22 protein-coding genes and 1 pseudogene are annotated in these 24,268 nt (G+C 63.9%); 13 read left to right on the top strand and 10 right to left on the bottom strand.

The genetic code is table 11. The annotated features are described in order from the left end of the window. The first annotated feature begins 77 nt into the window (after positions 1–77). The 3 genes from FOC84_RS31270 to FOC84_RS31260 all read left to right on the top strand — a co-directional run bounded on the left by FOC84_RS31270 (position 78) and on the right by FOC84_RS31260 (position 4,758). Entirely contained in the window at positions 78–1,796 is a 1,719-nt protein-coding gene (locus FOC84_RS31270; RefSeq protein ID WP_173149203.1) for a type I secretion system permease/ATPase, read from the top strand. A 73-nt stretch (positions 1,797–1,869) separates the two neighbouring features. Further along, positions 1,870–3,204 carry an HlyD family type I secretion periplasmic adaptor subunit gene (locus FOC84_RS31265; protein WP_173149201.1) on the top strand — a complete coding sequence of 445 codons (1,335 nt, stop codon included), beginning with the start codon at positions 1,870–1,872 and terminating at the stop codon, positions 3,202–3,204. A gap of 216 nt (positions 3,205–3,420) precedes the next feature. After that, positions 3,421–4,758: a TolC family outer membrane protein gene (locus FOC84_RS31260; protein ID WP_173149199.1), complete on the top strand. Its 1,338-nt coding sequence runs from the start codon at positions 3,421–3,423 to the stop codon at positions 4,756–4,758. 32 nt (positions 4,759–4,790) lie between these two features. Here FOC84_RS31260 and FOC84_RS31255 read toward each other — a convergent pair whose 3' ends face one another. Further along, complete coding sequence (locus FOC84_RS31255) at positions 4,791–5,978, bottom strand: MFS transporter (protein ID WP_173149197.1); 1,188 nt, start codon at positions 5,976–5,978, stop codon at positions 4,791–4,793. Between the two features lie 225 nt (positions 5,979–6,203). Here FOC84_RS31255 and FOC84_RS31250 point away from each other — a divergent pair, with 225 nt between their 5' ends. Continuing rightward, a complete protein-coding gene (locus tag FOC84_RS31250; protein WP_173149195.1) occupies positions 6,204–6,755 on the top strand; it encodes a Dps family protein in 552 nt (183 codons plus the stop codon). A gap of 60 nt (positions 6,756–6,815) precedes the next feature. Here FOC84_RS31250 and FOC84_RS31245 read toward each other — a convergent pair whose 3' ends face one another. Next, on the bottom strand, positions 6,816–9,029 hold the full coding sequence (locus FOC84_RS31245; protein WP_438800901.1) for a TonB-dependent siderophore receptor: 2,214 nt from the start codon (positions 9,027–9,029) through the stop codon (positions 6,816–6,818). Positions 9,030–9,216: 187 nt separating this feature from the next. Between FOC84_RS31245 and FOC84_RS31240 the strand changes: the two genes are divergently transcribed. From FOC84_RS31240 to FOC84_RS31225, 4 genes are all read left to right on the top strand, one after another. Next, positions 9,217–10,221, top strand: a complete 1,005-nt coding sequence (locus FOC84_RS31240) for a helix-turn-helix domain-containing protein (protein WP_254241840.1) — start codon at positions 9,217–9,219, stop codon at positions 10,219–10,221. A 116-nt stretch (positions 10,222–10,337) separates the two neighbouring features. Then, positions 10,338–10,865: a sigma-70 family RNA polymerase sigma factor gene (locus FOC84_RS31235; RefSeq protein WP_173149193.1), complete on the top strand. Its 528-nt coding sequence runs from the start codon at positions 10,338–10,340 to the stop codon at positions 10,863–10,865. A gap of 5 nt (positions 10,866–10,870) precedes the next feature. Further along, a complete protein-coding gene (locus FOC84_RS31230; protein WP_173149191.1) occupies positions 10,871–11,833 on the top strand; it encodes a FecR domain-containing protein in 963 nt (320 codons plus the stop codon). Positions 11,834–11,921: 88 nt separating this feature from the next. Beyond that, complete coding sequence (locus FOC84_RS31225; RefSeq protein WP_173149189.1) at positions 11,922–14,369, top strand: TonB-dependent siderophore receptor; 2,448 nt, start codon at positions 11,922–11,924, stop codon at positions 14,367–14,369. 8 nt (positions 14,370–14,377) lie between these two features. On the opposite strand, the gene FOC84_RS31220 is transcribed toward FOC84_RS31225, so the two are convergent. Together FOC84_RS31220 and FOC84_RS31215 are read right to left on the bottom strand one after the other, a co-directional pair. Then, complete coding sequence (locus tag FOC84_RS31220) at positions 14,378–14,878, bottom strand: hypothetical protein (RefSeq protein ID WP_173149187.1); 501 nt, start codon at positions 14,876–14,878, stop codon at positions 14,378–14,380. Further along, positions 14,875–16,041, bottom strand: a complete 1,167-nt coding sequence (locus tag FOC84_RS31215) for an MFS transporter (protein WP_173149185.1) — start codon at positions 16,039–16,041, stop codon at positions 14,875–14,877. Before FOC84_RS31215 ends, FOC84_RS31220 begins: the two co-directional genes overlap by 4 nt. Here FOC84_RS31215 and FOC84_RS31210 point away from each other — a divergent pair. Beyond that, complete coding sequence (locus FOC84_RS31210; RefSeq protein WP_254241838.1) at positions 16,040–17,089, top strand: SDR family oxidoreductase; 1,050 nt, start codon at positions 16,040–16,042, stop codon at positions 17,087–17,089. The two genes, FOC84_RS31215 and FOC84_RS31210, sit on opposite strands and share 2 nt — an antisense overlap. Here FOC84_RS31210 and FOC84_RS31205 read toward each other — a convergent pair. Beyond that, positions 16,970–17,977, bottom strand: a complete 1,008-nt coding sequence (locus FOC84_RS31205; RefSeq protein ID WP_173149183.1) for a LysR family transcriptional regulator — start codon at positions 17,975–17,977, stop codon at positions 16,970–16,972. The genes FOC84_RS31210 and FOC84_RS31205 overlap by 120 nt on opposite strands. 184 nt (positions 17,978–18,161) lie before the next feature. Between FOC84_RS31205 and FOC84_RS33465 the strand changes: the two are divergent. Together FOC84_RS33465 and FOC84_RS31195 are read left to right on the top strand one after the other, a co-directional pair. Then, positions 18,162–18,317: pseudogene (locus tag FOC84_RS33465) on the top strand (nitrilase-related carbon-nitrogen hydrolase); the annotation flags it as partial. Positions 18,318–18,591: 274 nt separating this feature from the next. Further along, entirely contained in the window at positions 18,592–18,762 is a 171-nt protein-coding gene (locus FOC84_RS31195; protein ID WP_173149182.1) for a hypothetical protein, read from the top strand. A 53-nt stretch (positions 18,763–18,815) separates the two neighbouring features. Here FOC84_RS31195 and msrA read toward each other — a convergent pair whose 3' ends face one another. From msrA to FOC84_RS31170, 5 genes are read right to left on the bottom strand one after another with little or no spacing between them, the layout of a single operon-like run. Then, a complete protein-coding gene (gene msrA / locus FOC84_RS31190) occupies positions 18,816–19,508 on the bottom strand; it encodes a peptide-methionine (S)-S-oxide reductase MsrA (protein WP_173149180.1) in 693 nt (230 codons plus the stop codon). A gap of 31 nt (positions 19,509–19,539) precedes the next feature. Beyond that, entirely contained in the window at positions 19,540–20,040 is a 501-nt protein-coding gene (msrB, locus tag FOC84_RS31185; RefSeq protein ID WP_173149178.1) for a peptide-methionine (R)-S-oxide reductase MsrB, read from the bottom strand. Positions 20,041–20,075: 35 nt separating this feature from the next. After that, positions 20,076–20,435, bottom strand: coding sequence for a pentapeptide MXKDX repeat protein (locus tag FOC84_RS31180; RefSeq protein WP_173149176.1), 360 nt, complete (start codon positions 20,433–20,435; stop codon positions 20,076–20,078). A gap of 41 nt (positions 20,436–20,476) precedes the next feature. After that, the gene (locus tag FOC84_RS31175) at positions 20,477–21,268 is read right to left on the bottom strand and encodes a molybdopterin-dependent oxidoreductase (protein WP_173149173.1); all 792 of its coding nucleotides are present in this window, start codon (positions 21,266–21,268) and stop codon (positions 20,477–20,479) included. A 10-nt stretch (positions 21,269–21,278) separates the two neighbouring features. Continuing rightward, a complete protein-coding gene (locus FOC84_RS31170) occupies positions 21,279–21,908 on the bottom strand; it encodes a cytochrome b/b6 domain-containing protein (RefSeq protein WP_173149171.1) in 630 nt (209 codons plus the stop codon). A 147-nt stretch (positions 21,909–22,055) separates the two neighbouring features. On the opposite strand from FOC84_RS31170, the gene FOC84_RS31165 reads away from it, so the two are divergent. Together FOC84_RS31165 and FOC84_RS31160 are read left to right on the top strand one after the other, a co-directional pair. After that, positions 22,056–22,784: a response regulator transcription factor gene (locus FOC84_RS31165; RefSeq protein WP_173149169.1), complete on the top strand. Its 729-nt coding sequence runs from the start codon at positions 22,056–22,058 to the stop codon at positions 22,782–22,784. Then, positions 22,781–24,253: a sensor histidine kinase gene (locus tag FOC84_RS31160; RefSeq protein ID WP_173149167.1), complete on the top strand. Its 1,473-nt coding sequence runs from the start codon at positions 22,781–22,783 to the stop codon at positions 24,251–24,253. The genes FOC84_RS31165 and FOC84_RS31160 overlap by 4 nt, the downstream gene beginning before the upstream one ends. Positions 24,254–24,268: the final 15 nt, after the last annotated feature.

Genomic DNA, 24,268 nt, shown 5'->3' with positions numbered 1-24,268 from the left:
CTGCTTCGGCGGGCTTTTTTTTGAAGTCTACTTCTTTGGTTGTTATTGAGAAAGGATCGCACGGGGAGAGAGATGCGATGAGCATGCGACAGTTCCAGCCAGACAATGGAGGGGGGCGCGAACTAGCGCAGGCCTTATTGACCTATCGGAGTGCGCTCGTTCATGCAGGCGTTTTTTCTGGTGTGATGGCGGTAGTTATGCTGGCGCCGACGGTGTATATGTTGCAAATCTATGATCGTGTGCTGGTTTCCGGTAATGAAGAGACCTTATGGATGTTGACGATTATTGTTTTGATGGCGTATGCAATCATTGGCGCGCTGGAGTGGGCGCGTGGGATGGTGGTGTGGAGTCTTGGCGTCGAGTTCGATAAGAAACTAGGGGCTCGCGTCTTTGATGCTGCATTTGCTGCCAATCTCAAGACTGGCAGGCTCAATGCTCTGCAACCGTTGGAAGATCTGCAGCAGCTACGCCAGTTTGCGACTGGGCCGTGGTTGCTGGCGCTGTTTGATGCGCCTTGGTCTCCGGTATATGTACTGCTGATGTTCTATTTTCATTCGGCATTGGGGTGGTTTGCACTGGGCGGTGTTTTGGTGCTGCTGGCGTTGGGATGGCTGAACGAACGGGTAAGCCGATCGCATCTGCAAAAGGCGGGGGAGTTGATGATTGCCTCGAATCGCGAGGCTCATGCCAATTTGCGCAATGCCGATGTGATCGCAGGCATGGGAATGCTCGTCAATCTGCGTCGCCGCTGGGCAGATCGGCATCAGGCGTATGTGCGTGAGCAGAGCTTGGCCCAGGTTCGCATGACCAGAATACAAGCTTGGAACAAGGCGCTGCGCCTGACCATGCAGTCGCTGGCGTTGGGCATGTGCGCGTGGCTGGTGCTGCGGCATGAAATGACAGCGGGGATGATGATCGCTGGTTCGGTGCTCTTGAGCCGAGCGCTGACGCCCATTGATCAAATCGTCGGTGCGTCGCGGCATTGGGTCCATGTAAAGGAAGCTAGGCGCCGTCTGAGCCAGTTGCTGGACGCATTTTCACCTCCGGCCGGAGGCATGGATTTTTCTCAACCGAAGGGGGGAGTGCATGTTGAACAACTATTGGCGGCGCTACCCGACAGCACGCAGCTGACGCTGCGTGGCATCAGCTTCAAATTGGAACCCGGCGAGACTATGGCAGTCGTGGGTTCTTCCGGGGCAGGCAAGAGTACCTTGGCACGTTGCCTAGTGAACGCTTGGCAACCACTGCGTGGGAAAGTGCTGCTGGACGGTGTGCCATTGAATCAATGGCAGCCGGAGACTCTTGGAGCGCTGATTGGCTACCTGCCGCAGGACGTGCAGCTGTTTGCTGGCACTGTGGGCGAGAATATCGCTCGCTTTAATGTGGCGGACGAATCCAAGGTGATTGCTGCAGCCGAGATGGCTGGAGCGCATGAATTGATTCTTCAATTGCCAGAAGGCTATCAAACCCAGTTGGGCGAGAACGGCAAAGGGCTGTCGGGCGGACAGCGGCAACGCGTAGGCTTGGCACGTGCGCTCTATGGCAAGCCGTGCTTGGTCGTACTTGATGAGCCCAATGCCAATCTGGACGAAATGGGCGCCGCCATGTTGACACAGGCTGTGGCCCGCATGAAGCAAACGGGTATCACGTTGATCTTGATCACTCACAAGTCGAACATTCTTCGGCAAGCAGACAAGATGCTTGTGTTGCATGCCGGCGCACAGGTTGATTTCGGTTCCTCAGCCGAGGTGGTGGCGCGCAGGCAACGAGCCATATCAAGTACTTCTCGTCAGTGAAGAATGCTCTCGAGTATCGGGCTCTGATGTTCTATTTTCGGACGTCAAGATGAGGTTATTTTCTTGGGAAAATATGGCAGATCTTCCGAGTGGCCAAATTCGAGTTAAGAATGATCTGCCGCATGACTCGCGCCGGCATGTGCTTCTGGGGTGGTTGATCATATTAATCGCCGTTGTCGGATTTCTGGGATGGGCTGTCCTAGCCCCGCTGGATGCGGGCGTGCCGATAGATGCAAAGGTAGCAGTTAGTGGGAACCGCAAGGCAGTACAACCACTAGTAGGTGGGAAGGTGCAGCGGATACTGACAGCAGAAGGTGCGCGCGTACAGGCAGGCGAGGTTCTGGTCGAACTCGACTCCACCTTGGCCGCCAACCAACTTGATTCATTGCGCTTTCAGTATTCGAGTGGTTTGGCAGTCGAGAGTCGTCTTGCGGCCGAGCGTGATGGGCTATCAGATATCCACTTGAATGCAAAACTATTGCTTGCACTGCAAGAAGGTAATTTGCAAGTGGACGAAATGGTTCGGGTCCAGCAACAATTGTTTGGCACTCGCATACGCGCTCAGCAAGCGATGTTGGAGGGGCTGGAAGCCGCCTTACGTGGCGCGCGTGAGCAGCGCGGCAGTGTGCAACGTATTCTGCGCTCGCGCCAGGAGCAGCGCATCACCTTTGAACGTCAGCTTGAAAGCCAACGCATCTTGGCCGACGAGGGGCTGCTGGCGCGCAATCGATTGCTGGAAGCGGAGCGGCAGTATTTACAGCTACTTGGCTCGGTCGCGGACGAGCAAGGCCGCTTAGGTTCATTGGAAGCAACCGTGCAGGAGTATCAGTCAAGACTGATTTCCCAACGTGAGGATTATCAAAAGGAGGTGCGCGTCGAGTTGAGCGAGACGCGTACTCGCGTATCCGATCTGCAATCAAGATTGGCTAGTGCGGAGTACGAAATGGCAAACATGGAAATAGTGGCGCCGACGACAGGCATTGTAACGGGGGTGGCGGTATTTACCCAGGGAGGCGTGGTCAGGGCTGGCGACAGGCTCATGGACATTGTGCCGTTGGACAAGCCGCTGATGGTGGAGGGGAGACTGCCAGTGCAGGAAGTGGATAAGGTCCGTGCAGGTCTGTCTGTGGATCTGGAGTTCATGGCTTTCAACCGCGCCGTCACTCCAAAAATGGCTGGGACTGTGACGACAGTGTCTGCCGACAGAGTGGATGACTCGCAGGACAGGCCGTATTACCGCGTAGAAATCGCCGTGGATGAGCTCCGGGAGCGAGAGTTGGCGCCTGGACTGAACCTGCAGCCGGGTATGCCGGTAACTGCATTCATCAAAACGGGAGAACGAACACTGATGAGTTACTTGCTCAAACCGCTGCGCGACCGCAGTCGTCTCGCCTTGATAGAGAAGTAAATGATGCAAATGGCGAAACGACTAGGAATGGGTCGGGATTCTCGTTGGCGGGGCTGCTTTCGGCCAAGCCAGATGCTACAGGCCCATGCCAGTGTGGTGCTAGGGGCATTGTTGCTTGTAGTCACCACGTGGCCAATTGAAGGAACAGCTCAATCCCTATTGCAGGAACCGCCATTATTCTTGCCGCATGAGTCCAGGGTTCCGCAGCAGCCAGAAATGAAATCGGCCCGGCAGGCAGGGTGGCAGCAAGAGGATCGTCCCGCGCTTGATTTGGTGCACGCCTATGAGCGCATGCTGCAAAGAAACCCGAAGGTGCATGCGGCGCGGGCCGCCCGGGACGCCGGGCTGGATGCCAGGAATATCGCTCGCGCAGCTCTATTGCCGCAGGCTTCAATCAACTATTTGCGCAATCGCACGCAGCGGACGGAGTATGTCGTACGGCGCAGCGGCGTGCCGTGGATTCCTGCCCGTAGCTATACGGATGAAGACCGATTCTACGGACAGCGCACTGGTCTGACGATTGAGCAGGTACTGTTCGACTACTCCGCTATCAGTGCTTATCGCGTGGGTGAAACTCAAGCGGCTTATGCTGAAGCTCAATACCGGCTGCAATTTCAGCAGCAGGCGATTACCTTGATCGAGGACTATTTAAACGCAGTGCTGGCGCGAGACCTGCTGGAGCTCGCCCGCCATCAACTGCGCGCCTATGAAATCATGCTGCGCGACAACGAACGGATGCTGGCTCAAGGCGAGGGTACCCGGATCGATGTTCTGGAAACTCGTGCGCAACTGGGCACCCTGCGTGCGCAACTGGTGGTTCATGAGAATGAACTGGCGGATCGGCTGGAGGAGCTATCAATACTTGTGGGCGAGCAGGTACAAGCGCCCCAATTGATGGCGATCAACCTGAATACCAGGCAGTTCTTCCTTCAGGGCGTGGACCAATCGGCGTTACTGGATTCTGCCTTGCAGCAGAGTCCGGAGGTACAGACTGCGCGATTGGCTGAGAGCTACAACGACTTGGTTATTGAGCGTGAGAAGGGGCGGTTCATGCCTCGCGTTTCGCTCTATGCTACGCACGAGCGCATAGATTCGGATAGCGTCAATAATCGGGGACGGGATTACAAGAGCAATACGATTGGCCTGCAGATTTCGATTCCGATCTTCAACGGTGGTTCAAGCTACTATGCCACGCGTCAGGCCTACAACCAGCGAGCACAAGCCAGCCACGAATTGCACGACAAGAGCAACAGCGCTGCCATGCTGCTTCGGAAATACTACTTGGTCTGCATTACCAGCATGCAGCGCATTCGCACGCTGCGCGAGAACGTCGCTGATGGTGCCTCTCTGGTTGTTGCGCTGCGTCGAGGCGTACTCGGCGGTGAGCGGATCAATTCCGACGTGTTGAATGCCGAACATCGCGCCTATCAGGCTCGGCAGGAATTACTGCGCGCCTTTGTGGAATTGTTCCTGGCCTATTCAAAAGTACAGTTCTACGCGGGGAGATTTTCTGACGAGGACTTGCTGGTATTGAGCCAGCAGTTGGTAATGTAGGAAGAGGCCAGGATTCTGCGCCTGGGCGGGGGCTAGGCCCGCGGGCTTCCCGCCTTCCTGCGCAACTTCTCCGCGTAAACCACCAAGGGAACCGCCCCAATGGAGCACAGCGACATCGCCAGGAATCCCCCTGGCGCATAGCTGCGGTACAGCGCGCCTCCCAGCTGGATGCTGGCGAACATGAAGACGCCGCCGGACAGCAGGGCATAGAGTGCAATGGCGGAGGTCTTGATGGCGGCGGGCACGTGACGCGTGATGTACCACATGATGGCGGCGTTGTTGCCTGCCAGGGTGAAGCACTGCAGCAGCTGCAAGCCACCGATCAGCGCGGGATCCGTGGTGGCGGACAGCCCCGCCCAGCGGATCGCGGTCATGACGGCGGACGCCAGGATCAGCCATTGGGCGCCCGTGCGGGCCAGAATGCGGGGCGCCAGGAAGAAGAACAGGACCTCGCTTGCGACGCCCACCACCCACAGCATGGAAATCAGCGTGGTCGACAGGCCGCTGGCGCTCCAGTACAGCGTGGAGTAAGAATAGAGAAAGCCGTTGCTGGCCTGGACCAGCGAGGCCGCAGCGATGCACATCAGCAGGGGGCGGTCGCGCAGGACTTCGAGCATGGGCAGGCGCACCGTTGGCGCGGGCGCTTCGCCGGCGGCGGGGCGCGCCGCCTGGGGCAGCAGCCGCACGCAGGCCAGACAGGCGATGATGAGCAGGATCGACAGCCACATTACCCAGTCGGTGTCGAAGGTCTTGATCAGGTACCCGCCGGCCACGGTGACGACGGCGAAGCCCAACGAGCCGCAGGCTCGCATGACGGTATAGGAATTTCCCTGGCCCCGGCCGCTCGCGATGGCCATGCGGTCCATCAGCGGCAGCACCGCCGGGAAGACGGCGTTGAGCAGCAGGGTGATGGCCAGCAGCCAGGCGGGCGTGCTGCTGAAGGGATAGCAGACGAACAGCACCAGCGACGCGGCCAGCGCCGCGGCGATCAGGGCATGCGCGCGGCCGGTCTGGTCGGCCACGTGGGCGACGACTGGCGTGGACAGGATCTTGGGCAGGAAGGACGTGGCGACAATCAGGCCGATGAGGGCGGAGTCCAGGCCGCGGCTGGCGAACCACAGGGGCAGGAAGGGGATGCTGACTCCCTGCAGCCCGTAATACAGGAAGTAGAACCCGTGCAGGGCGATGGCGCCTTGCCTGGCGTCGGGGTTGCCGCGCATAGCAATGAATGGATCCGGCTGAATTGACGCGGCGTAGCATACTCCTAGCCGGGCCGGATTTCAGGAGAGGCGCCGTCTTGATGCCGGGCATGGCCAAAGAAGAGGCGGCTCCTTGACCCAGGACATTGGCAAAAATGCGCGGGCGGATTTACGCTAGCGGAGTCGCGGCGCGTACAAGCGGCGCCGCGCGTGCGTTTTCACCATCATTCCTAGGAGTTGCGACCCATGGCCAAGAAACTGGATGAGAAGACCACCAAAACCCTGAAAGAGCGGCGCAAGCGCCCGCTGGCTACACCGACCGACTTGGCGGCGGCCGCCACCAGGGATATTTCCGCCGCGCTGAACCAGATACTGGCCGACGTGTTCGCGCTGTATCTGAAGACCAAGAACTTCCATTGGCATGTCAGCGGCCCTCATTTCCGCGACTACCACCTGCTGCTGGACGAGCAGGGCGACCAGTTGTTCGCCATGACGGACCCGCTCGCCGAGCGCATCCGCAAGATCGGCGGCACGACGCTGCGCTCCATCGGCCACATCGCGCGTTCGCAGCGCATCTCGGACAACGACGCGGATTACGTGCAGCCGCTGGACATGCTGGCCGAGCTGCGGGAAGACAACAAGGTCCTGGCCGCGGCGCTGCGCGAAGCGCACAACATCACCGACGAGCACCGCGACATCGCCAGCTCCAGCCTGATTGAGAACTGGATCGACGAGACCGAACGGCGCACCTGGTTCCTGTTCGAAGCCAGCCGGGAAGGGGATTCGACGGGCCATTGAGGCCGCCGGCGAACCCTGCGCGTCCTGGCCTGGCCAGGCCGCGCGGCCGGGTTCCGCGCCTTAGAACGACGCGGTCATCGTTGCGTAATAGGCGCGGCCCGGTTCGTTGTAGGTGGCGGCTCCGGCTTCGCCCGCGTTGCCTTCGCGGTAGAGCTTCTTGTCCAGCAGGTTGCTGACGCCGACGCGGAACCGCAGGTTCTTGTTGACCTCGTAGCCCGTGCTCAATCCGACCAGGGCGTAGGGGCTGACGCTTTGCAGCCCCTGGCCCGTGATGGTTTCGCCGCGGCGCGGGTTCAGGGTCGGGGCTTCCTGCTTGCCGTAGTAGGTCAGGTTGGCCTGGAACGACAGTTTTTCGGTGGCGAACCAGTCCAGCGTGGAGTTGATCGTGTACTTCGGGATGATGCTCAGGGGTTGGCCGTTGTCCTTGCTTTCGCTCTGGATCATGTAGGTGAAGTTGGTGTTCCAGTCCAGGCTGGGCGCCAGCGGAATGTAGAGATTGCCTTCCAGTCCCTCGACCACGGCCTTGCCCGAGTTGCTCCATTGCAGCACGCGCGCGCCGTTGGTCAGGCGATAGGCGATATCCGTGCCGGCCACTATCTTGTTCTTGTAGTCGTTGCGGAAGTAGGCCGCGCTCATGCGCCAGCTGCCGGGGTCGTACTCGAAGCCGATTTCCTTGTTGACGCTGGTTTCGGGCGACAGGTTTTCATTGCCCACCAGATAGCAGCCGTTCTGGTTGGCCTGCGACGCCAGGCAGCCGAAGCCGCGGCTGTACATCAGGTAGTTCGGATTCGACTGATACAGGTTCGGCGCCTTGTATGCCCGCGCGATGCCGCCCTTGAGCTTGAAGGTTTCGGTGACCTTATAGGCGGCGTTCAGGCTGGGACTCCAGTTGTTGCCGAACTTCTCGTTATGGTCGAAGCGCACGCCCGGCGTCAGGGTGGTGCGTTCTCCTGCCTCGATGTTGTCCTCGACGAACAGCGCATAGCTGTTCTGCGTGGTCTTGGGATCGCGGTTGCCGGAAGCCACGCCGCCGATGACGCCGCCCGTGTAGGTCTGGCGCAGGCTGGCGGGATCGTCCAGGGATTCGCGCAGCCATTCGACGCCGACGGTCGCGACCTGCTCGAAACCGAGCTTGAACGGGACGTTGACCTCGCCCGCCGCCCGCAGGTTTTTCAGGCGTGAGGTGGACCAGCCCAGGTCCATCGGGCTGCCTTCGCCGCTGCCGGCCAGACCTTCGTTCTGGCGCGCGTTGCGGGTGTAGTCATAGCCCATCGAGGCGCGCGAGGTGCCCCAGTCCCAGGTGCCGCGATGGGTCAGGCTCAGGCTTTCCCGATAGAGCACATTGGTTTCCTTGCCGTACAGGCTGTCGGTGAACTTCGAAGTGGAGTTCAGCATCGTGTCGCCGGCATAGAGGTTGCCCTGGCGGCTGAACGCGGCCTCCAGGTCCAGCGTGTTGCGGTTGTCGGGGCGCCAGGAGAAGACCGTGTTCAGGTCCTGGTTGATCACGCCCTCGCGGCCGGCCGATTCCGCCAGGCCGTCGCCGTTGAGCAGCGAGCGGCCGGCGTTGATGTTGCGGGCGTCGGGGTTGGTCTTGTTGTAGTTGCCGTAGAGCCGGAAGCTGAGGGTGTCGCTGATCGGGCCGCTCAGGCGGATGCCGACGCGGTTGGTGTTGCCTTCGTCGCTGTTCTCGGGCTGGTTCAGGTAGTAGGTCAGCGAACCGCTGAGTTTGTCGGTGGGACGCTTGGTGATGATGTTCACCACGCCGCCCATCGCGCCCGAGCCATAGCGCGCGGCGGCGGGCCCGCGCAGCACTTCGATGCGCTCGACTTCTTCGGCAGGCACCCAGTTGGTGTCGCCGCGGGTGTCGCGGTCTCCGCTCCAGCCATAGCGGATGGCGTTGCGGGAGGTGGCGGGTTTGCCGTCGATCAGGATCAAGGTATTTTCTGGCCCCATGCCGCGAATGTCGACCTGGCGGTTGTTGCCGCGCGAGCCGCTGGCGCTGTTGCCGGTCAGGTTGACCCCGGGCTCGCGGCGGATGATGTCCGACAGGTCGTTGGTGGGAGGACGACGGGCGATTTCCTCGGCCGTGATCACCGAGACGCCCAGGGCTTCCTTGACTTCCTCTTCGGCGGTGCCGAGCACCTGGACGGTAGGGAACTGCTGGATGCGGGAATCATCCTGCGTCGAGGATGTCTGCGCGGAGGCGCCGGCGGCATAAAGCACGCAGAACAGCGCCGCGGCGGCGTAGTTCAGGCGTTGGTTGGACAGGGACAGCACGAAGTTCTACTCCACGGGCGGCGCGGCATACGGACTGGGCGGGCAGGGTGGGGTTTTCGCAACGTCCGCCGCTGATCCGCAACCCAAAGCCGGATGCGCATGATTTAATTGAGAACGATTTCTATTTAATGCATTCAGAATTATGTCAGCGGGAGCGCACGCCGGGTTTTGCGCCGGCACCACAATGCTTTGCGGCATCGCCAATCCCCCGGCATCCGGCATGGGCGGGGACCAGCGCTGGTCCGAAGCCGTCGCGGCATCGGTACCCCGGATCGCCCATTACGGCATGGCGGCCACGGCCCCCGCACGCGCCCAAACCATCATGGAAGGCTGGTCCGACCTGACCGAGCTGGACCCAGGCATGGTGCTGTGGCGGCTGGACGCGCGCGATCTGCAAGGCGCAAGCATGCGGGCCACGGTGCGGCCCGGCCTGCATCTGGCCCTGGTCGTCGGCGGCCGCGTGAACGTGACGCTGGGGCAACACCGGCTCAGCCTGGGGCCCGGCGCCGATGGGAGCGTGCAGGGGGTGATGCTTTCCGTGCTGCAGCCGGATGCCTTCCTGCGCGAATCATGCCGTGGCCATGTCGAACGCACGGTGATGTTGACCTTGCAGCCGCAGTGGCTGGATCGGCATCTTCCTGGCGAAGAGGGACTGGCGCTACGCGCCTTCGCGCAGCGCCATCTGGCCTTGCAGACTTGGAAGGCATCGGATCAGGCCGTCGCCGCCGCCCGGCAGATGCTGCGTCCGCCCGTGCTGCCGCCGCCCTTGTGGCGCCTGTACCAGAAGTCGCGCGCGCTGGACATCGTGGTGGAGGCGCTGACGCATGTGCACGGCGTGGCAGCCGAGGAAGCCGCGCCGCTCAGCCCGCGCGACCGCCGCCGCATGGCCGCCTTGCGGGAATGGATCGACCAGGGCGGCGCCGATGCCTTGCTTCTGGCGGAGATCGCTGCCCGCGTCTGCGTCAGCGTGAACACGCTGCAGCGGCATTTCCGCGCCATGTGGGGCACCACGGTGGCCCAGTACCTGCGCGACGGCAGGCTGTCGCGCGCGCGGCTGGCGCTGGAGCGCGACGGCATCAGCGTCGCGCAGGCGGCTTGCATCGCCGGCTATGGCAGCGCGGCCAACTTCGCCACGGCGTTCCGGCGCCGGTTCGGCGTATCGCCAGGACAGGTACGGGCGCGGCGTTGAGACGCGATTCAGCATGGGGGGCGTGCATTGCCGATGCCATTCTCGAAATTGCTCTACGCCATCAATAATGATTACAATTCCCATTCTTAAAAATTCAGGTAGCGGTCGCTAAGGCCATGTCGTCCCAGCAATCCTTGGAGCACCGCGAGCTTGGCTTCCTCTACCGTGATCATCATGGTTGGCTGCGCGGTTGGCTGCTGCGGCGCTTGAAGGTGCCCGCCGAAGCCGCCGACCTGACTCAAGACACGTTTCTGCGCTTGTTGGCGTCGCCCGCGTCCATGGCCCAGTTGCAGGGCGTAAGGCAGCCTCGCAGTTTTCTCGCCACGGTTGCGCAACGCACGCTGGTGGATCACATCCGCCGCCAGGTGCTGGAGCGCGCCTGGCTGGAAACCCTGGCCCAGCAGCCCGAGGCCCACGCGATCTCGCCCGAGTCTCAAGCCATTCTGCTGGAAACCATCCGCGAGATCGACGCCATGCTGCATGGCTTGGGCGACAAGGTGCGGCGCGCCTTCCTGATGTCGCAGCTTGAAGGCGCAAGCTACGCGGACATCGCGGCCAGGCTGGGCGTGACGGTCAGCTCGGTGAAGAAGTACATGGCGCGCGCGACCGAGCATTGCCTGGTCTACGCCTTGGAACGGCAGTAGGTGCGATGGCGGACAAGACGATTGCCGCGGCGGCGCGATGGTATGCGCGGCTATGCGCCGATGATGTCAGCGCGGCCGATGTGGCGGCGCACGGCGTCTGGCTGGCGGCCGATCCCGAACATGCCCGCATCTGGACGCACGTGGAGCGTCTGCGCGGCACCCTGGGCGCGGCGCCCTCCCGACTTGCCGTCGATACGCTGAACCGCGCAGACCGCCACTTTGAACGCCGGCGCGCCGCGCTGCGCAACGGCCTCGGGGCGGCGGCGCTGTTCGGCGCTGGCGGCTTGCTGGCCTGGCGCACCCTGCCGGTCGAGCAGATGGTGGCGGGCTACCTGGCCGACTACCGCACGGGCACGGGCGAACGGCGCGAAGTATTGCTGGCGGACGGCACTCAGCTGTGGCTGGACAGCGCAAGCGCGATGGACGTAAGGGTGGACGCCCATGGCCGCCACATCACCGTTCATGCGGGCGAAATCCTGATCGACACCGAACACGCCGCCCAGGGCTTGCCGCCTTTGCGCGTGACCACCTTGCACGGCACGGTGCGTCCCTTGGGCACACGTTTCACCGTCAGCCGCCAGGACGCATGGACGCGAGTCGCCGTGTTGCGGCATGCGGTGGTGCTGCAGCCCGCGGCGGGAGGGGAACCCTTGACGCTGAATGCAGGCGAACAAGGCCTGCTGGAAACATCGGCGGCCCGTCATGCAGGCGTTGTCGCCGGCGAACCCGACGCATGGACTCGCGGTTTGCTGATCGTGGACGACATGCGCTTGGGCGACTTCATTGCGCAGCTGGACCGCTATCGTCCCGGCAGCCTCAGGTGCGACGTAGCGGTCGCGTCGCTGCGCGTGTCCGGCGCATTCCCGATCGACGACACCGACCGCGCCCTGGCCGCGGTGGCGCGCGCGCTGCCCGTGCGTATTTCGCGTTTTACGCGCTACTACACCCGGGTCGTCGCCCGCGGCTGATTTATTTTTGCCTGGCATTGTCCTTTTTCCGCGCTCATCCGACTTAGCAGGGATTACGTCGGATTTGAGTCACGGAAAACTTGAGCTTATGCCTTTCACTACCTCCTTCCATCGCCATCCAGGTCCTCTGGCGCCCATCGCCGGCGCCGTCTTTGTCGCATCGATGGCATTGGCGTCGGCGCCTCCCGCATGGGCGCAGGCCGCGTCGTCGGCCGATGCGGTCCGTTCCTACGAGGTGCCGGCCGGCCCCCTGGGCTTGGCGCTCGGCCGCTTTGCCGCCCAGGCGGGCGTGGTGCTGTCGTTCGATGCCCAGCTGACGCATGGCAAGCAAAGCGCCGGCCTGCACGGACCGTACGGCGTCGCTGCGGGGCTGGCGGCCATGCTGTCGGGCACCGGACTGGAAGCCGTCAGCCAAGGCGGCAACAACTACGGGCTGCGCATCGCCGGCGCGCAGACGCTTGCGCCCGTGGAGGTGTTGGGCTCGCGCGAACCCGCGCCCAGCGAAGGTTCGGGCTCGTACACCGTGGGCCTGTCCACCACCGCCACCAAATTGCCGATGACGCTGCGCGAGACGCCGCAATCGGTATCGGTGATGACGCGCGAACGCTTGTCGGACCAGGGGCTCAATACGTTGGAGGACGCCATCGTCAACACGCCGGGCCTGACCTTCAAGAAAAAGGGGTCGGCCGATGACAACGAAAAGGGCTTGTACGCGCGCGGCATGGAAGTCACCAACATGCAGGTGGACGGCGTCCCCACGCACAAGGACTTCAATGCGCTGGGGTTGGATACCGCGCTGTACGACCGGATCGAAGTGGTGCGCGGTTCCACGGGCTTGCTGAACGGCGCCGGCAATCCGGCGGCGTCGATCAATCTGGTGCGCAAGCGCCCGACCCGTGAGTTCGAGGCCGGCGTGGGGGCCTCCGTTGGCTCCTGGGACTACCGGCGCGCGGAGTTCGATCTGGGCAGCCCGTTGGACGAGGCCGGCAAGCTTCGAGGCCGGCTGGTTGGCGCGTGGCAGGAGGGCGGTTCGTTCATCGATCGCGTCAAGCAGGATTCGCAATTGCTTTACGGCGTGATCGAGGCCGATCTGACCGAACGCACGCTGCTGACCCTGGGCGCGGAGTATCAGCGCAAGAACTGCACCGCATGCTCGTACTTCGGCTTTCCTGCGGTATACGCGGACGGTTCGAAAACGGATTTCCGCCAGCGCTTCAACTCGGCGACCAACTGGAGCCGCCAGGAACGCACGCGCTACAACGTGTTCGCCACGCTGGACCACGAATTCGCGCCCTTGTGGAAGGGATCGGTGACCGTATCCCGCACCGGAGACGACAATGACCGCACCTATGGCTGGTTCAGCAGCAATGGGTGGGCAGACCCGGCCACCGGCGGGGGCGCCTCCGTATGGGTCGCGAAATGGCCCATCCCCAAAACGCAGAACGCGGTCGACGCAAGCCTGAGCGGCGCATTCGACGCCTTCGGCCGCCGACATGACCTCATCGTGGGCGCGAGCGCGTCGCGCACTAACGGCGACTACGATATGTATCCTCTGTGGGTGGCGCCGGGCTACAACCCGAAGATTCCAGATATCCGCGACTGGAATGGCGACATGCCCGAACCCGATTGGCAGTCCACTGGCAAGCGCGACTACACCGAGAAGCAGGCGTCGATCTATGGCGCGCTGCGCCTGCGTCCGACCGATGCGCTGTCACTGGTGCTGGGGTCGCGCGTGACCTGGTGGGACCAGCAGGCCTCGTATAACTACAACGATGGTTCGTCCTACCCGGACAATATGCGGGAGCAGGGCGTCTACACGCCCTATGCCGGCGTGGTCTATGACCTTACCGACAGCCTGTCCGCCTATGCCAGCTACACCAGTATCTTCCTGCCGCAACAGGCACAGAGCGCCTCGGGCAGCGTGCTTGCTCCCATCAAGGGCAATACCTACGAGATCGGTCTGAAATCGGCCTTGCTGGATGGCCGCCTGAACGCGGCGCTGGCCCTGTTCCGGACCCGCCAGGACAACTACGCCATGCTGGACGGCGACCGTCTGGCGCCAAATGGCGACAATGCCTACGTCGCCGCTGACGGCGCGGTCATGCGGGGCGTGGAAGCCGAAATCAGCGGCGAACTGACCCCGGGCTGGCAGATGCAGCTGTCCTACGCGTACGTGGACCGCAGGCTGCCGCAAGGGTTCATCACGCAAGTCGGCCTGCCGCGCCATATCGCCAAGCTGTACACCACGTATCGCCTGCCTGGCGACTGGAGCGCCCTGACGGTGGGCGGCGGGGTGCGCTGGGAAAGCGGCAGCGAGTATTCCAGCCGCGGACCCGGCGGACAGCAGATCGAGTCGTCGCAAAGCGGCTACGCGCTGGTGGATCTGATGGCGCGCTATCAGTTCAGCCGCCAGTGGTCGGCGACCTTGAACCTGAACAATGTATTCGACAAGAAGTACTACGCCAGCACGAACGTATACAGCAACTATTACGGCGCGCCGTTCAGCGCCATGCTGGGCGTGAACTACAGGTATTGAGGTCTTTGTCAGCCGTGCTTCGGAAAACCGCCGCTGGCCCATTCCGATGCGCGCTGCACGCTCAGCTTGTACGTCGGCGCGACCTGGGTCTGGGCCAGTTGTTCGCCGGATTCGTCGTAGGCGCTCAATACGGCATACGGCTCGTCTTCGTCGGGAACGATGTCCAGCTTGATGGTCAGGCGGCCGGCGGCGGCGTCGATCTTCACGCTCTTGTGCAGCGTCGCGTGCAGTTGCTGTTCGTGGCGGCGCAGGACTTCCCGGGCGGTCTTGACCAGGGTGATGAAGGCCGGGGAGTCGAGCGGCTTGGGGTTCTTCTTGTCGCGGCCCATGGTCCAGGGACCGACCAGGGCCGGCTCGGCCTCGCCGTCCATGGTCATCTCCACGGCCCAGCCGTCGTCTTCCTCGTTCTTGATGATCCGGGCGGTCCAGCCGTCATCGCGCCACAGCGTGGGCAGCTGTTCTTTGCGGTCTTCGGGGGCTTCCGTTTCCGGTATGCGGGTATCGTTCACTGCTGTACTTCTCCTGGACTCGTTTGCCGGCAGAGCCGCGATTGGGGCGCGTTGCAGCTCCCGGCTGCCGCCGGAAACCGTTGCCGCAGCGCGAGCGCCATCGCGATGGCTGCAATTGCGCCTGCCGACAATAGGGTGCCGGCAACGCCGGTCTTGGCCAGCATGATACCGCCCAGCGTCGCGCCGCAGCCGATGGCACCGTTGAGCACTGCGGTATGCCCGGCCGCGGCCGATGTCGCTGCGTTGCCGGCGGCGCGCAGTATCCACGCCTGCAGGCAAGTGAACAAGGCCGTGATGGACGCACCCCAGCAGGCGAGCAGCAGCGCAATGGGCGCCAGGAAGCTTTCGGGGCCGATGATGCCCAGCGCAATGAGCGCCGCGCATAGCCCTGCCAGCGCCGTGAGCGTCACCTCTCGCAGGTGCCGGTCGAGCAGCACACCGGCTGCGATATTGCCCAGTACGCCCGCGGCGCCGAAGGCGAGCAACAGGGTTGCGACCATTGTTGCGGGCATCCCGGGAACGGCCGACAGATACGGGTCGATGAAGGTGTATGCCCAAAAGTGGGCCGTGGTGGCGCAGGCCGTCACTAGATAAATGCGGCGTAGCGGCGCGGCGCGGAGCACGAAGCCCAGGCCCTGGCGGGCCGCGCTGGAGACGCCCGGGATGGGAGGAAGCATGATCAGCATGAGCAGCGCGGCCACGGCGGCGAGGGCACCGATCGCGCCGAATGCGGCGCGCCAATTCCAGGCGTGGCCGATCAGGTTGGCCAACGGCACGCCGGCGACGGTGGCGATCGAAATGCCGCCAAAAATGATGGCGGTGGCCAGGCCGGCACGCCCGGGCGGGGCGATGCGCGTGGCGGTCGCCGCGGCCAAGGCCCAGAACACGCCGTTGGCAACGGCGCCCAGCGCGCGTGCGCCGAGCAGCGCGGCGTAGGTCGGCGCGGCCATCGTGGCGGCATTGGCTGCCACCATCATCAACATCAGGCAGATCAGCAGGGGTTTGCGGGAGACGCTGCCCAGCCGGCCCGCGGCCAGCAGGCCGCTGCCCGCGCCGATCCAGGCGAACAGCGTCACGGTCAGGCCCAGTTCGGCCTCGCCGTGGCCCAGATCGGCGGCCATCTGCGTCAACAGGCCGATGGGCGCGAATTCGGTTGTGACCATGCTGAAGGACGCCAGGCCGAGCACGACGATGGCGAGCCAGGTTCGCGCTGGAGGAAGAGGGGATCGGGTGGGCATCGGGCTGCAGGCGATCAAGGCAGGCGCGTTCGGGAACGGCGGGCGGATCCGGAACGTTAGCATCGCAGCGCACCGGATGCAGCATTGCTTTCCCACTTTCATCATTCACGCAATGCACCGGAACCTGGACGCGCGGGCATCGGACAAACCGATGCCTCAATCAAACATTCCTGCTGGCGCCCGGCAAGGCATAACGCCACCATCGGTTGCTCCAAACACGTATTTCAAGGAAATGAGCATGGGCAACGGTCTTGCGGGGCAACGGGTAGTGGTGGTCGGCGGTAGCTCGGGCATGGGGCTGGCCGTCAGCGAGCGATTGCTGGGTATGCACTGCGAGGTCCTGATCGTGGGCAGATCCCGCGACAAGCTCAACGCGGCGCGCGAGCAGTTGCGCGCGTTTGGCGCGCTTCGCTTGCACCAGGCGGATGTGACGAGTGAAGCGCAAGTGCAGCGGCTGTTTGAAGAATCCGGGCCGGTGGATCATCTGGTCTGCACGGCTGCCGACATACGCGGCGCCTACGAATTGCTGCCGCAACTCTCGCTGGAAGCGCTCGACCGAGCCATCCGCTCGAAGGTCGTCGCGCCTATCCTGCTGGCCAAACATGGCGCCCCGCGCATGCCGGCGCACGGTTCCTTCACCCTGACTTCCGGCATCGCCGCCTACCGGCCCCGGCCCAAGGGCGTTGCCGTGGCGGCGATCAATGCCGCGTTGGAGGGTGTCGTGCGCGCCATGGCGGTCGAGCTTGCGCCGTTGCGAATCAATGCCGTATCGCCGGGCTGGGTGGATACGCCCATCTGGAATGACGTGGCCGGCGCCGACAGCGGACCGCTTTTGGCATCGATGGCCGAGCGGCTACCGGTGGGCCGAGTCGGCGCCGGCAGCGATATCGCCGATGCCATCGGCTTCCTGATCGGCAATGGCTACACGACCGGTACCGTGCTTCATGTCGATGGCGGCCATCGGCTCGTCTGAGCCGGTCGCCGCGAGGCGGATCATCTCGATGAAGGCGGCCACCTGGCGCGTGGGCGTCCGGTGCAAGGTGAGCAGGCAGATGGGAAGACCTGCTCCCGCGGTCGACAACGGCCGCCACTGGATGCAAGCCGTGGTTGCCGCAGGATCCATGGCCATCCGTGGCAGGATCGATACCCCGAGGCCCGCGGACACCATCTGTATCAAGGCCGGTACGCTGTCGGCGACGCCGCGGATATGCGGCTGCACCGGGGCTTCCTGCAGCACGGCCTCCAGGTATTCCCGATATCGGCAGCCTTCCATGGTGACAATCAGCGGAAATGCGGCAAGCGCGTCGGCCTTGATGTCGGCAGCCTGGCACAGCGGATGCCCAGGGGGCATCACGACCACCGGCATGTCCCGCGCAATGGCTTGCGCCTGGAGCTTGGCGTCATGCGCCGGCCATCCGTGCACCAGGCCGAGGTCGGCCGTCCCATTGAGCACCGCCTGGGCTGTCGCCATGGAGTTTTTTTCTTGGACGGCAACTTGCGTTCCGGGATGCATGCCGGCAAAGCGCAGCAGTTGCGGAACCAGCACACTGGTGCACAAGGTCTGTGGCGCGGCGACCCGGATCGCGCCGCCTGAATCGTCGACGTTTTCGCGAACTTCCCGGAAGGCCTCGTCGGCGCGGGCAAGCAATTCGCGTGCTCGAATGGCCAGTCTCTCGGCGGCCGGGGTGGGTTGCAGGCGATTGTTCTGGCGGATGAAGAGCGCCTGGCCGACGCTCTCTTCCAGCGCCCGTATCTGTTCCGTAACGCTGGGTTGGGACAGATGCACCCGTTTGGCGGCTTTCGTGAAGCTCAACGTTTCCATCGCCGCGACGAAGATCTTCAGCTGTCGTAGTTGGAACATGTGGGTACGGGGTTGTGCTGGGTGGGCCTGTGTGCAGGTGGCTGTCTGCTGCCGAGTGTACTTCCGGCCCAAGGCGGGCAGTTCAGGCATAGCGGGCGCCCTTGGCCAGTTCAGGCCGCGGGCAGGCATGACACCCAGAAGGCATCGAACCGCATGCGCTGGTGCTGGGCTCGGCTGGCGCAGCAAGCAACGCAAATGGATGCCGACCGTCGTGGAACAGTTGATCTGGGGCTATGGCGACGGCTCCGCCATGCCCGTGTTCGATACACCCCGCGGAAAACTGGGTACCGTGATCTGCTGGGAAAACTACATGCCGCTACTGCGCATGGCGATGTACGGGGCAGGCATGAGCCGCCGTGGCTGAACTGATACGGTCGCGGATACGTAGCAGTTTCCGGTGCAGCAAGTTGCATGAAGTTCGACGGTAAACTCCGATTGTTTGCAGGGCGTATGGCGCTCGCTCTGCCCATTTCCAACCTCTTTTTGCGTTGCCATTTTTAAGCAACCGTCAGAGGAAGGCATGGGGAAAAATCTCCGGTTCCTATTCGCGGTACCTGCTGATAGCGCTCGGCGGCGCTGAGTTCGTTTGTCTTGGCCTGGCCCACGAGTCGTAAATGAAGCTGCTGAAGCAGCGTTTTGAGGAAATGATGAATTTTTGGGTCCCTGTAGTCTTCGGTACGTTCAAGCTCCTCGTGTTGGGAACGGGCATGTTCCTCGCCATCAAGTCCCACTACGATGGAGAAAAGAAGGAGAAGGAGGAAAAGAAGGAGATGAAAGCTCCGTAGTGGAGACTTCGCATGTCACGGCGCTTGCGCGCGACCGGCTCCATTTATCGTTTTCATTTCACCAGCACAGGCTTGTCCCGATATTGCTGCGGGAACGTCTTGGCCAGGTTTTCGACCTTGGGTACGTCGTTCACCATGATGTACATGCTGTACGGATGGCGCACGAGATAGTCCTGGTGGTAGTCCTCGGCGGGGTAGAAGGCCTTCAGCGGTTCTATCGTCGTGGCGAGCGCCTTGGGATAGACGCCGGCTTGGTTGAGCTGCGCGATGTAGGCTTCGGCGACCTTGCGCTGACCGTCGTCCGCGGGGAATACCGTTGAACGGTACTGGGTGCCGCTGTCCGGACCCTGGCGGTTGAGCTGGGTGGGGTCGTGAGCCACCGAGAAATAGATCTGCAGCAGCTGGCCGTAGCTGACCTGGGCGGGGTCGTAGGTGATCTCGACCGCTTCGGCGTGGCCGCTGCGCCCGCCGCTGACGGTGTCGTAATTGGCGGTGGACGCCTGGCCGCCGGCGTAGCCGGAGACGGCGGAGCTCACGCCCTTGACGTGCTGGAACACGGCTTGCACGCCCCAGAAGCAGCCGCCGGCGATGACGGCTTTTTGCATGGCGGCGGCCGCGGGCTGGTCGATTGCCGGGGGCGGAATGATGAAGGCGGCTTCCGCGGCGTTGGCCGAGGCGGCGCCCAGCAGGCCGCAGGCGGCGGCCAGCGCGGCGCAGAGTTTGCGGGGCAGGTAGGTGGCGGACATGGTGTCTCCTGATGGATAGGGCGGCCGGGGTTCAGGCCTGGGGGGTGAACGCCAGGGCCACGCCATTCATGCAATAGCGTAGTCCCGTCGGGCGCGGGCCGTCGTCAAAGACATGGCCCAGATGGCCGCCGCAATTGGCGCAATGCACGGCAACGCGCGTCATGCCGAAGCTGCTGTCCTTGGTTTCACCGACGGCGCCGTCCATCGGTTGCCAGAAGCTGGGCCAGCCGGTGCCGCTGTCGAATTTGGTGGACGACGAGAACAGCGGATGGGCGCAGCCGGCGCAGGCGTAGGCGCCCTTGCGGCGCTCCTTGTCCAGCGGGCTGGAGTAGGGGCGCTCGGTTCCTTCGCGGCGCAGTACCTCGTATTGTTCGCGCGTGAGCCGTTCGCGCCATTGCGCGTCGCTCAGCGTGTAGGGGAAGGCCTGGGCGGCGGCCGTGGGGCCGCCGCGCGCGGCCAGGACCGGGGCCAGGCTGGCGACGATGGCCGCCGCGCTGCCCAGGCCCAGGAAATGCCTGCGGTCTAGTTTCATGACATGCTCCGGATCAGGGGCGGGCCGGTTGGACGCTATTGCTTCATGCCGTCCTTGGACATGCCGCCTTTCGACATGCCGTCCTTGGACATGCCATCCTTCGACATGCCGCCCTTGGACATCGAATCCTTCGACATGCCGTCCTTCGACATGCCGTCCTTGGACATTGAATCCTTGGACATGCCATCCTTGGACATCGAGTCCTTGCCCATGCCGTCTTTCGACATGCCGTCCTTGGACATCCCGCCCTTCGACATGCCATCCTTGGCCATCGAGTCCTTGGACATCGAGCCGCCGCCCATCGCGTCCTTGCTCATGTTGTCGGCGGCGTGGACTGCCGCGGCGCCGAAGGCCAGGCACAGGGACAGCGCGGCGGTGGTAGCGATTTTCTTCATGATGCGTTCCTTTATGGAGAGGGGTTGGGTAAAGATTCCACCTAGCTGCCGCCGAACCAGTTGTAGCCCTGGTCCTCCCAGTAACCGCCCGGGTAGGTGTTGGTGACGAAAATTGCCTGTATGTGCTTGGGGTTCTTGTAGCCAAGCTTGGTGGGCATGCGCAGCTTCATGGGGAAGCCGTACTCTGGTGGCAGCGTCTGGCCGTCGTAGGTCAGCGCCAGGATGGTCTGGGGGTGCAATGCGGTGGGCATGTCGATGCTGGTGTAGTAGTCGTCTGCGCACTGGAAGCCGACGTACTTGGCGTTCAGGTCCGCGCCCACGCGCTTGAGGAAGGCGGAAAACGGCACGCCGCCCCATTTGCCGATGGCGCTCCAGCCTTCCACGCAGATGTGCCGCGTCACCTGGTCGATCTGTGCCATGGCGCGCAGTTCCTCCAGCCGCCAGCGGCGCTTGTCGGCGACCAGGCCGCTGACTTCCAGGCGGAACGATTCCTCGTCCACGTGCCGCACCTGGTCGATGCCGTAATAGGCGTTGAAGGGGAAGGGCCGCGTGATCATGGATTCGGGATAGGTGGGCGCCAGCTTGCTCGGATCGAAGATCCAGCCCTGCACCCGGTCGTTGAAGCGCGAGACGGCGGTCAGGGCCTTTTCCACGCTTTCATCGTCGGACAGCGAGCAGCCCGACAGCATGGCCAGCCCGCCCAGGGTCAGGCTGTTGCGCAGGAAGGCGCGGCGCGAGGGCTGTTCGACTCGTTTTTCCAGGATCCTGCCGGCGTCCTTGAGGATGGCGGGGCCGTCCAGGCCGGGCAGGGAGGGGCGCTTGTGCTTGTTCACGGAGGGCTCCTTATTTGCCGCGGATCATGGCGATCAGGCTGCGGGGCACCAGCGCCACCATCAGCAGGTGGACCGCCACGAACGCCGTCAGCAAGGCCATGGCGATGAAATGCACGCGGCGCGCGGCCTCGTATCCGCCCATCAGTTCGCGCAGCAGCTCGAACTGCACCGACTTCCACAGCACCAGTCCGGACAGCACCAGCACCGCGATATCGAGCATCACGAACAGGTAGGCCAGGCGCTGCACCTGGTTGTAGCGGCGCGGGTCGGCATGGGCGAGCTTGCCGCGCAGCGCCGCGCCCAGGTCGGCGGCCACGCCACGGGCGCTCAAGGGGAAGAACTTGCGCCAGAGACGGCCGGTGGCCAGATTCATCGCCAGATAGAGGACGCCATTGAAGAACAGCAGCCACATGCCGGCGAAGTGCCATTGCAGGGCGCCGCCCAGCCAGCCGCCCAGCGTGATTTCCCTGGGAAAGACGAAGTCGAACAGGGGCGAGGCGTTGTAGATGCGCCAGCCGCTCATCGCCATGACCACCACGGCCAGGGCGTTGAGCCAGTGCATGGCGCGCAGCCACCCGGGATGGATGGGAACATGGGCCGGCGGAACTGGGGCGTCATGGCTTGCGGGGGTGGCCAGCATGGCGGGACTCCGGGGGGCTTGTTGTCGTTGGAGCCATTCTTCCCCGGGGCCGATACCGAAGTCCTCACGCAAACTTAAATTAATTGTGATAACTCGGCGGCGCGGATTGGCGACAATAGGCGCATAGCCCCTTTAGAGTTCCTGCCCATGGACACGCCCCGACGCGTACTCATCGTCGAAGACGACGCCCACATCGCCGAATTGCTGCGCCTGCATCTGCGGGACGAAGGCTATGCGGTCGAACATGCCGCCGACGGCAACGAAGGCATGCGGCGGCTGGAGGAAGGCAGCTGGGACGCCCTGGTGCTGGACCTGATGCTGCCGGGCATCGACGGCCTGGAGATCTGCAAGCGCGCCCGCGCCATGGCGCGCTATACGCCCATCATCATCACCAGCGCGCGCTCCAGCGAAGTGCATCGCATCCTGGGGCTGGAGCTGGGCGCGGACGACTACCTGGCCAAGCCGTTCTCCATGCTGGAACTGGTGGCGCGGGTGCGGGCGCTCCTGCGCCGCAGCGACGCCCTGGAGCGCAACGCGCGCATCGACGCCGGCAGCCTGGCCCTGCACGGCGTGGCCATCGATCCGGTGGCGCGCACGGCCGAGGTCGACGGCCGCCGCCTGGACCTGACGCCGCGCGAGTTCGACCTGCTGCATTTCTTCGCGCGCCATCCGGACAAGGTTTTCTCGCGCATGGATCTGCTGAACCAGGTGTGGGGCTACCAGCACGAAGGCTATGAACACACGGTCAATACCCACATCAACCGGCTGCGCACCAAGATCGAGGCGGACCCGTCCGACCCGCGGCGCATTCTGACGGTATGGGGCAAGGGCTATAAATTCGCCGCGGGGCCGGCCGGCGCGGGAGGCGCATCATGAAGCGGTTCACGCTCACCCAACGGCTGTCCGCCGTGTTCGCGCTGCTGCTGCTCGCTTGCTGCGGGGCTTCGGCGTGGCTGCAGATCGCGGCCAATTCCCGCTACGAGCAAGAGGTGGTCCAGCGCCTGTCCAGCGGACTGGCGCAGCACATCGCCGGCGCCAACGAATTGATGGACACCAACGGCTGGAAACCCGCCGCGGTGCGTTCGCTGTTCGACATGCTGATGGCCGTGAACCCCGCGGTGGAAGTCTATCTGCTGTCCAACGATGGCCGCATCGTGGGCGATGCCGCGCCCGCTGGCCAGATCAAGCGCGACCGCGTCGACCTCGAACCCGTCAAGCGCCTGCTGGCGGGCGGCATGCTGCCCATCACGGGGGACGATCCGCGCAGCCTGGACGCGCAGAAGGTCTTCAGCGCCGCGCCGGTGCGCGTGGGCGGGCAGGACAAGGGCTATGTCTACGTGGTGCTGCAAGGCCAGGCGCACGATGCGCTGGCGATGGCGGTGTCGCGCAGTTCCGTGCTGCGCACGACCCTGTGGTCGATCGCGCTGGTCGCGCTGCTTGGGTTGGTGGCCGGGCTGGCGGCGTTCGCGCTGATCACGCGCCCGCTGCGCGGCCTGACGCGGGCCGTGCGCGCCTTCGAGGGTGACGACGGGCAGGCCCTGGCTGCGCTGGAACGCCCGGGCGACGCCTCGGAGCGCAATGGAGATGAGATCGCGGTGCTGCGGCGCAGCTTCGTGCAGATGGGCAAGCGCATATCGGACCAGTGGCGCGAACTGACGCGGCAGGACCAGCAGCGGCGCGACCTGGTCGCCAACATCTCGCACGATCTGCGCACGCCGCTGACCTCGCTGCACGGCTATCTGGAAACGCTGAGGCTGAAGGACCAGACGCTGGATCCGGACGAACGCCGCCGCTACCTGGACATTGCGCTGGCGCAAAGCCGCAAGGTCGGCCGCCTGGCACAGGAGCTCTTCGAGCTGGCGCGCCTGGAGTCCGGCCTGGTGCGGCTGGAACCGGAAACCTTTTCGCTGCCCGAGCTGGTGCAGGACGTGATGCAGAAGTTCGAACTGGCGGCCGAGGCGCGCCAGCAACGGCTGACCACGGACATCCCGCGCGAGCTGCCGCCGGTGCGCGCGGATCTGGGGCTGATCGAACGCGTGCTGACCAATCTGCTGGACAACGCCATCCGCCACAGTCCGCCGGGCGGCCTCATCGAACTGCGGCTGGGCAGCGCGCACAACCTGGTGCAGGTGCAGGTCAGCGATACCGGCGAGGGCATACCGCAGGCGCTGCGCGCCGGCCTCTTCACGCGGGCCAGCGCCTTGAATCGCGGTCCGGGCGACGGAGGCGGCCTGGGGCTGGTGATCGTGCAGCGCATTCTGCAGCTGCACCACAGCGAGATCCGGCTGGTGGAGCGCGCCGGCGCGGGCGCGGTGTTCCAGTTCGACCTGGCCGCGGCGCGCTAGCGGGCGCTGCGCGGT

Origin of the sequence: Achromobacter pestifer, assembly GCF_013267355.1 — a bacterium.
In the GTDB taxonomy this organism is placed as follows: Bacteria; Pseudomonadota; Gammaproteobacteria; order Burkholderiales; family Burkholderiaceae_B; genus Achromobacter; species Achromobacter pestifer_A.
The sequence above is the reverse complement of the archived record's forward strand: the minus strand, read 5'-3'. Positions and strand labels throughout refer to the sequence as shown.

Excerpts from the sequence above, each read along its gene's own strand:
- FOC84_RS31270 (WP_173149203.1), top strand. The coding sequence starts at position 78 with ATGAGCATGCGACAGTTCCAGCCAGACAATGGAGGGGGGCGCGAACTA.
- FOC84_RS31265 (WP_173149201.1), top strand. The coding sequence starts at position 1,870 with ATGGCAGATCTTCCGAGTGGCCAAATTCGAGTTAAGAATGATCTGCCG.
- FOC84_RS31260 (WP_173149199.1), top strand. The coding sequence starts at position 3,421 with ATGAAATCGGCCCGGCAGGCAGGGTGGCAGCAAGAGGATCGTCCCGCG.
- FOC84_RS31255 (WP_173149197.1), bottom strand. The coding sequence starts at position 5,978 with ATGCGCGGCAACCCCGACGCCAGGCAAGGCGCCATCGCCCTGCACGGG.
- FOC84_RS31250 (WP_173149195.1), top strand. The coding sequence starts at position 6,204 with ATGGCCAAGAAACTGGATGAGAAGACCACCAAAACCCTGAAAGAGCGG.
- FOC84_RS31240 (WP_254241840.1), top strand. The coding sequence starts at position 9,217 with ATGCTTTGCGGCATCGCCAATCCCCCGGCATCCGGCATGGGCGGGGAC.
- FOC84_RS31235 (WP_173149193.1), top strand. The coding sequence starts at position 10,338 with ATGTCGTCCCAGCAATCCTTGGAGCACCGCGAGCTTGGCTTCCTCTAC.
- FOC84_RS31230 (WP_173149191.1), top strand. The coding sequence starts at position 10,871 with ATGGCGGACAAGACGATTGCCGCGGCGGCGCGATGGTATGCGCGGCTA.
- FOC84_RS31225 (WP_173149189.1), top strand. The coding sequence starts at position 11,922 with ATGCCTTTCACTACCTCCTTCCATCGCCATCCAGGTCCTCTGGCGCCC.
- FOC84_RS31210 (WP_254241838.1), top strand. The coding sequence starts at position 16,040 with ATGCTGAAGGACGCCAGGCCGAGCACGACGATGGCGAGCCAGGTTCGC.
- FOC84_RS31215 (WP_173149185.1), bottom strand. The coding sequence starts at position 16,041 with ATGGTCACAACCGAATTCGCGCCCATCGGCCTGTTGACGCAGATGGCC.
- FOC84_RS31205 (WP_173149183.1), bottom strand. The coding sequence starts at position 17,977 with ATGTTCCAACTACGACAGCTGAAGATCTTCGTCGCGGCGATGGAAACG.
- FOC84_RS31195 (WP_173149182.1), top strand. The coding sequence starts at position 18,592 with ATGAAGCTGCTGAAGCAGCGTTTTGAGGAAATGATGAATTTTTGGGTC.
- msrA (WP_173149180.1), bottom strand. The coding sequence starts at position 19,508 with ATGTCCGCCACCTACCTGCCCCGCAAACTCTGCGCCGCGCTGGCCGCC.
- msrB (WP_173149178.1), bottom strand. The coding sequence starts at position 20,040 with ATGAAACTAGACCGCAGGCATTTCCTGGGCCTGGGCAGCGCGGCGGCC.
- FOC84_RS31180 (WP_173149176.1), bottom strand. The coding sequence starts at position 20,435 with ATGAAGAAAATCGCTACCACCGCCGCGCTGTCCCTGTGCCTGGCCTTC.
- FOC84_RS31170 (WP_173149171.1), bottom strand. The coding sequence starts at position 21,908 with ATGCTGGCCACCCCCGCAAGCCATGACGCCCCAGTTCCGCCGGCCCAT.
- FOC84_RS31165 (WP_173149169.1), top strand. The coding sequence starts at position 22,056 with ATGGACACGCCCCGACGCGTACTCATCGTCGAAGACGACGCCCACATC.
- FOC84_RS31160 (WP_173149167.1), top strand. The coding sequence starts at position 22,781 with ATGAAGCGGTTCACGCTCACCCAACGGCTGTCCGCCGTGTTCGCGCTG.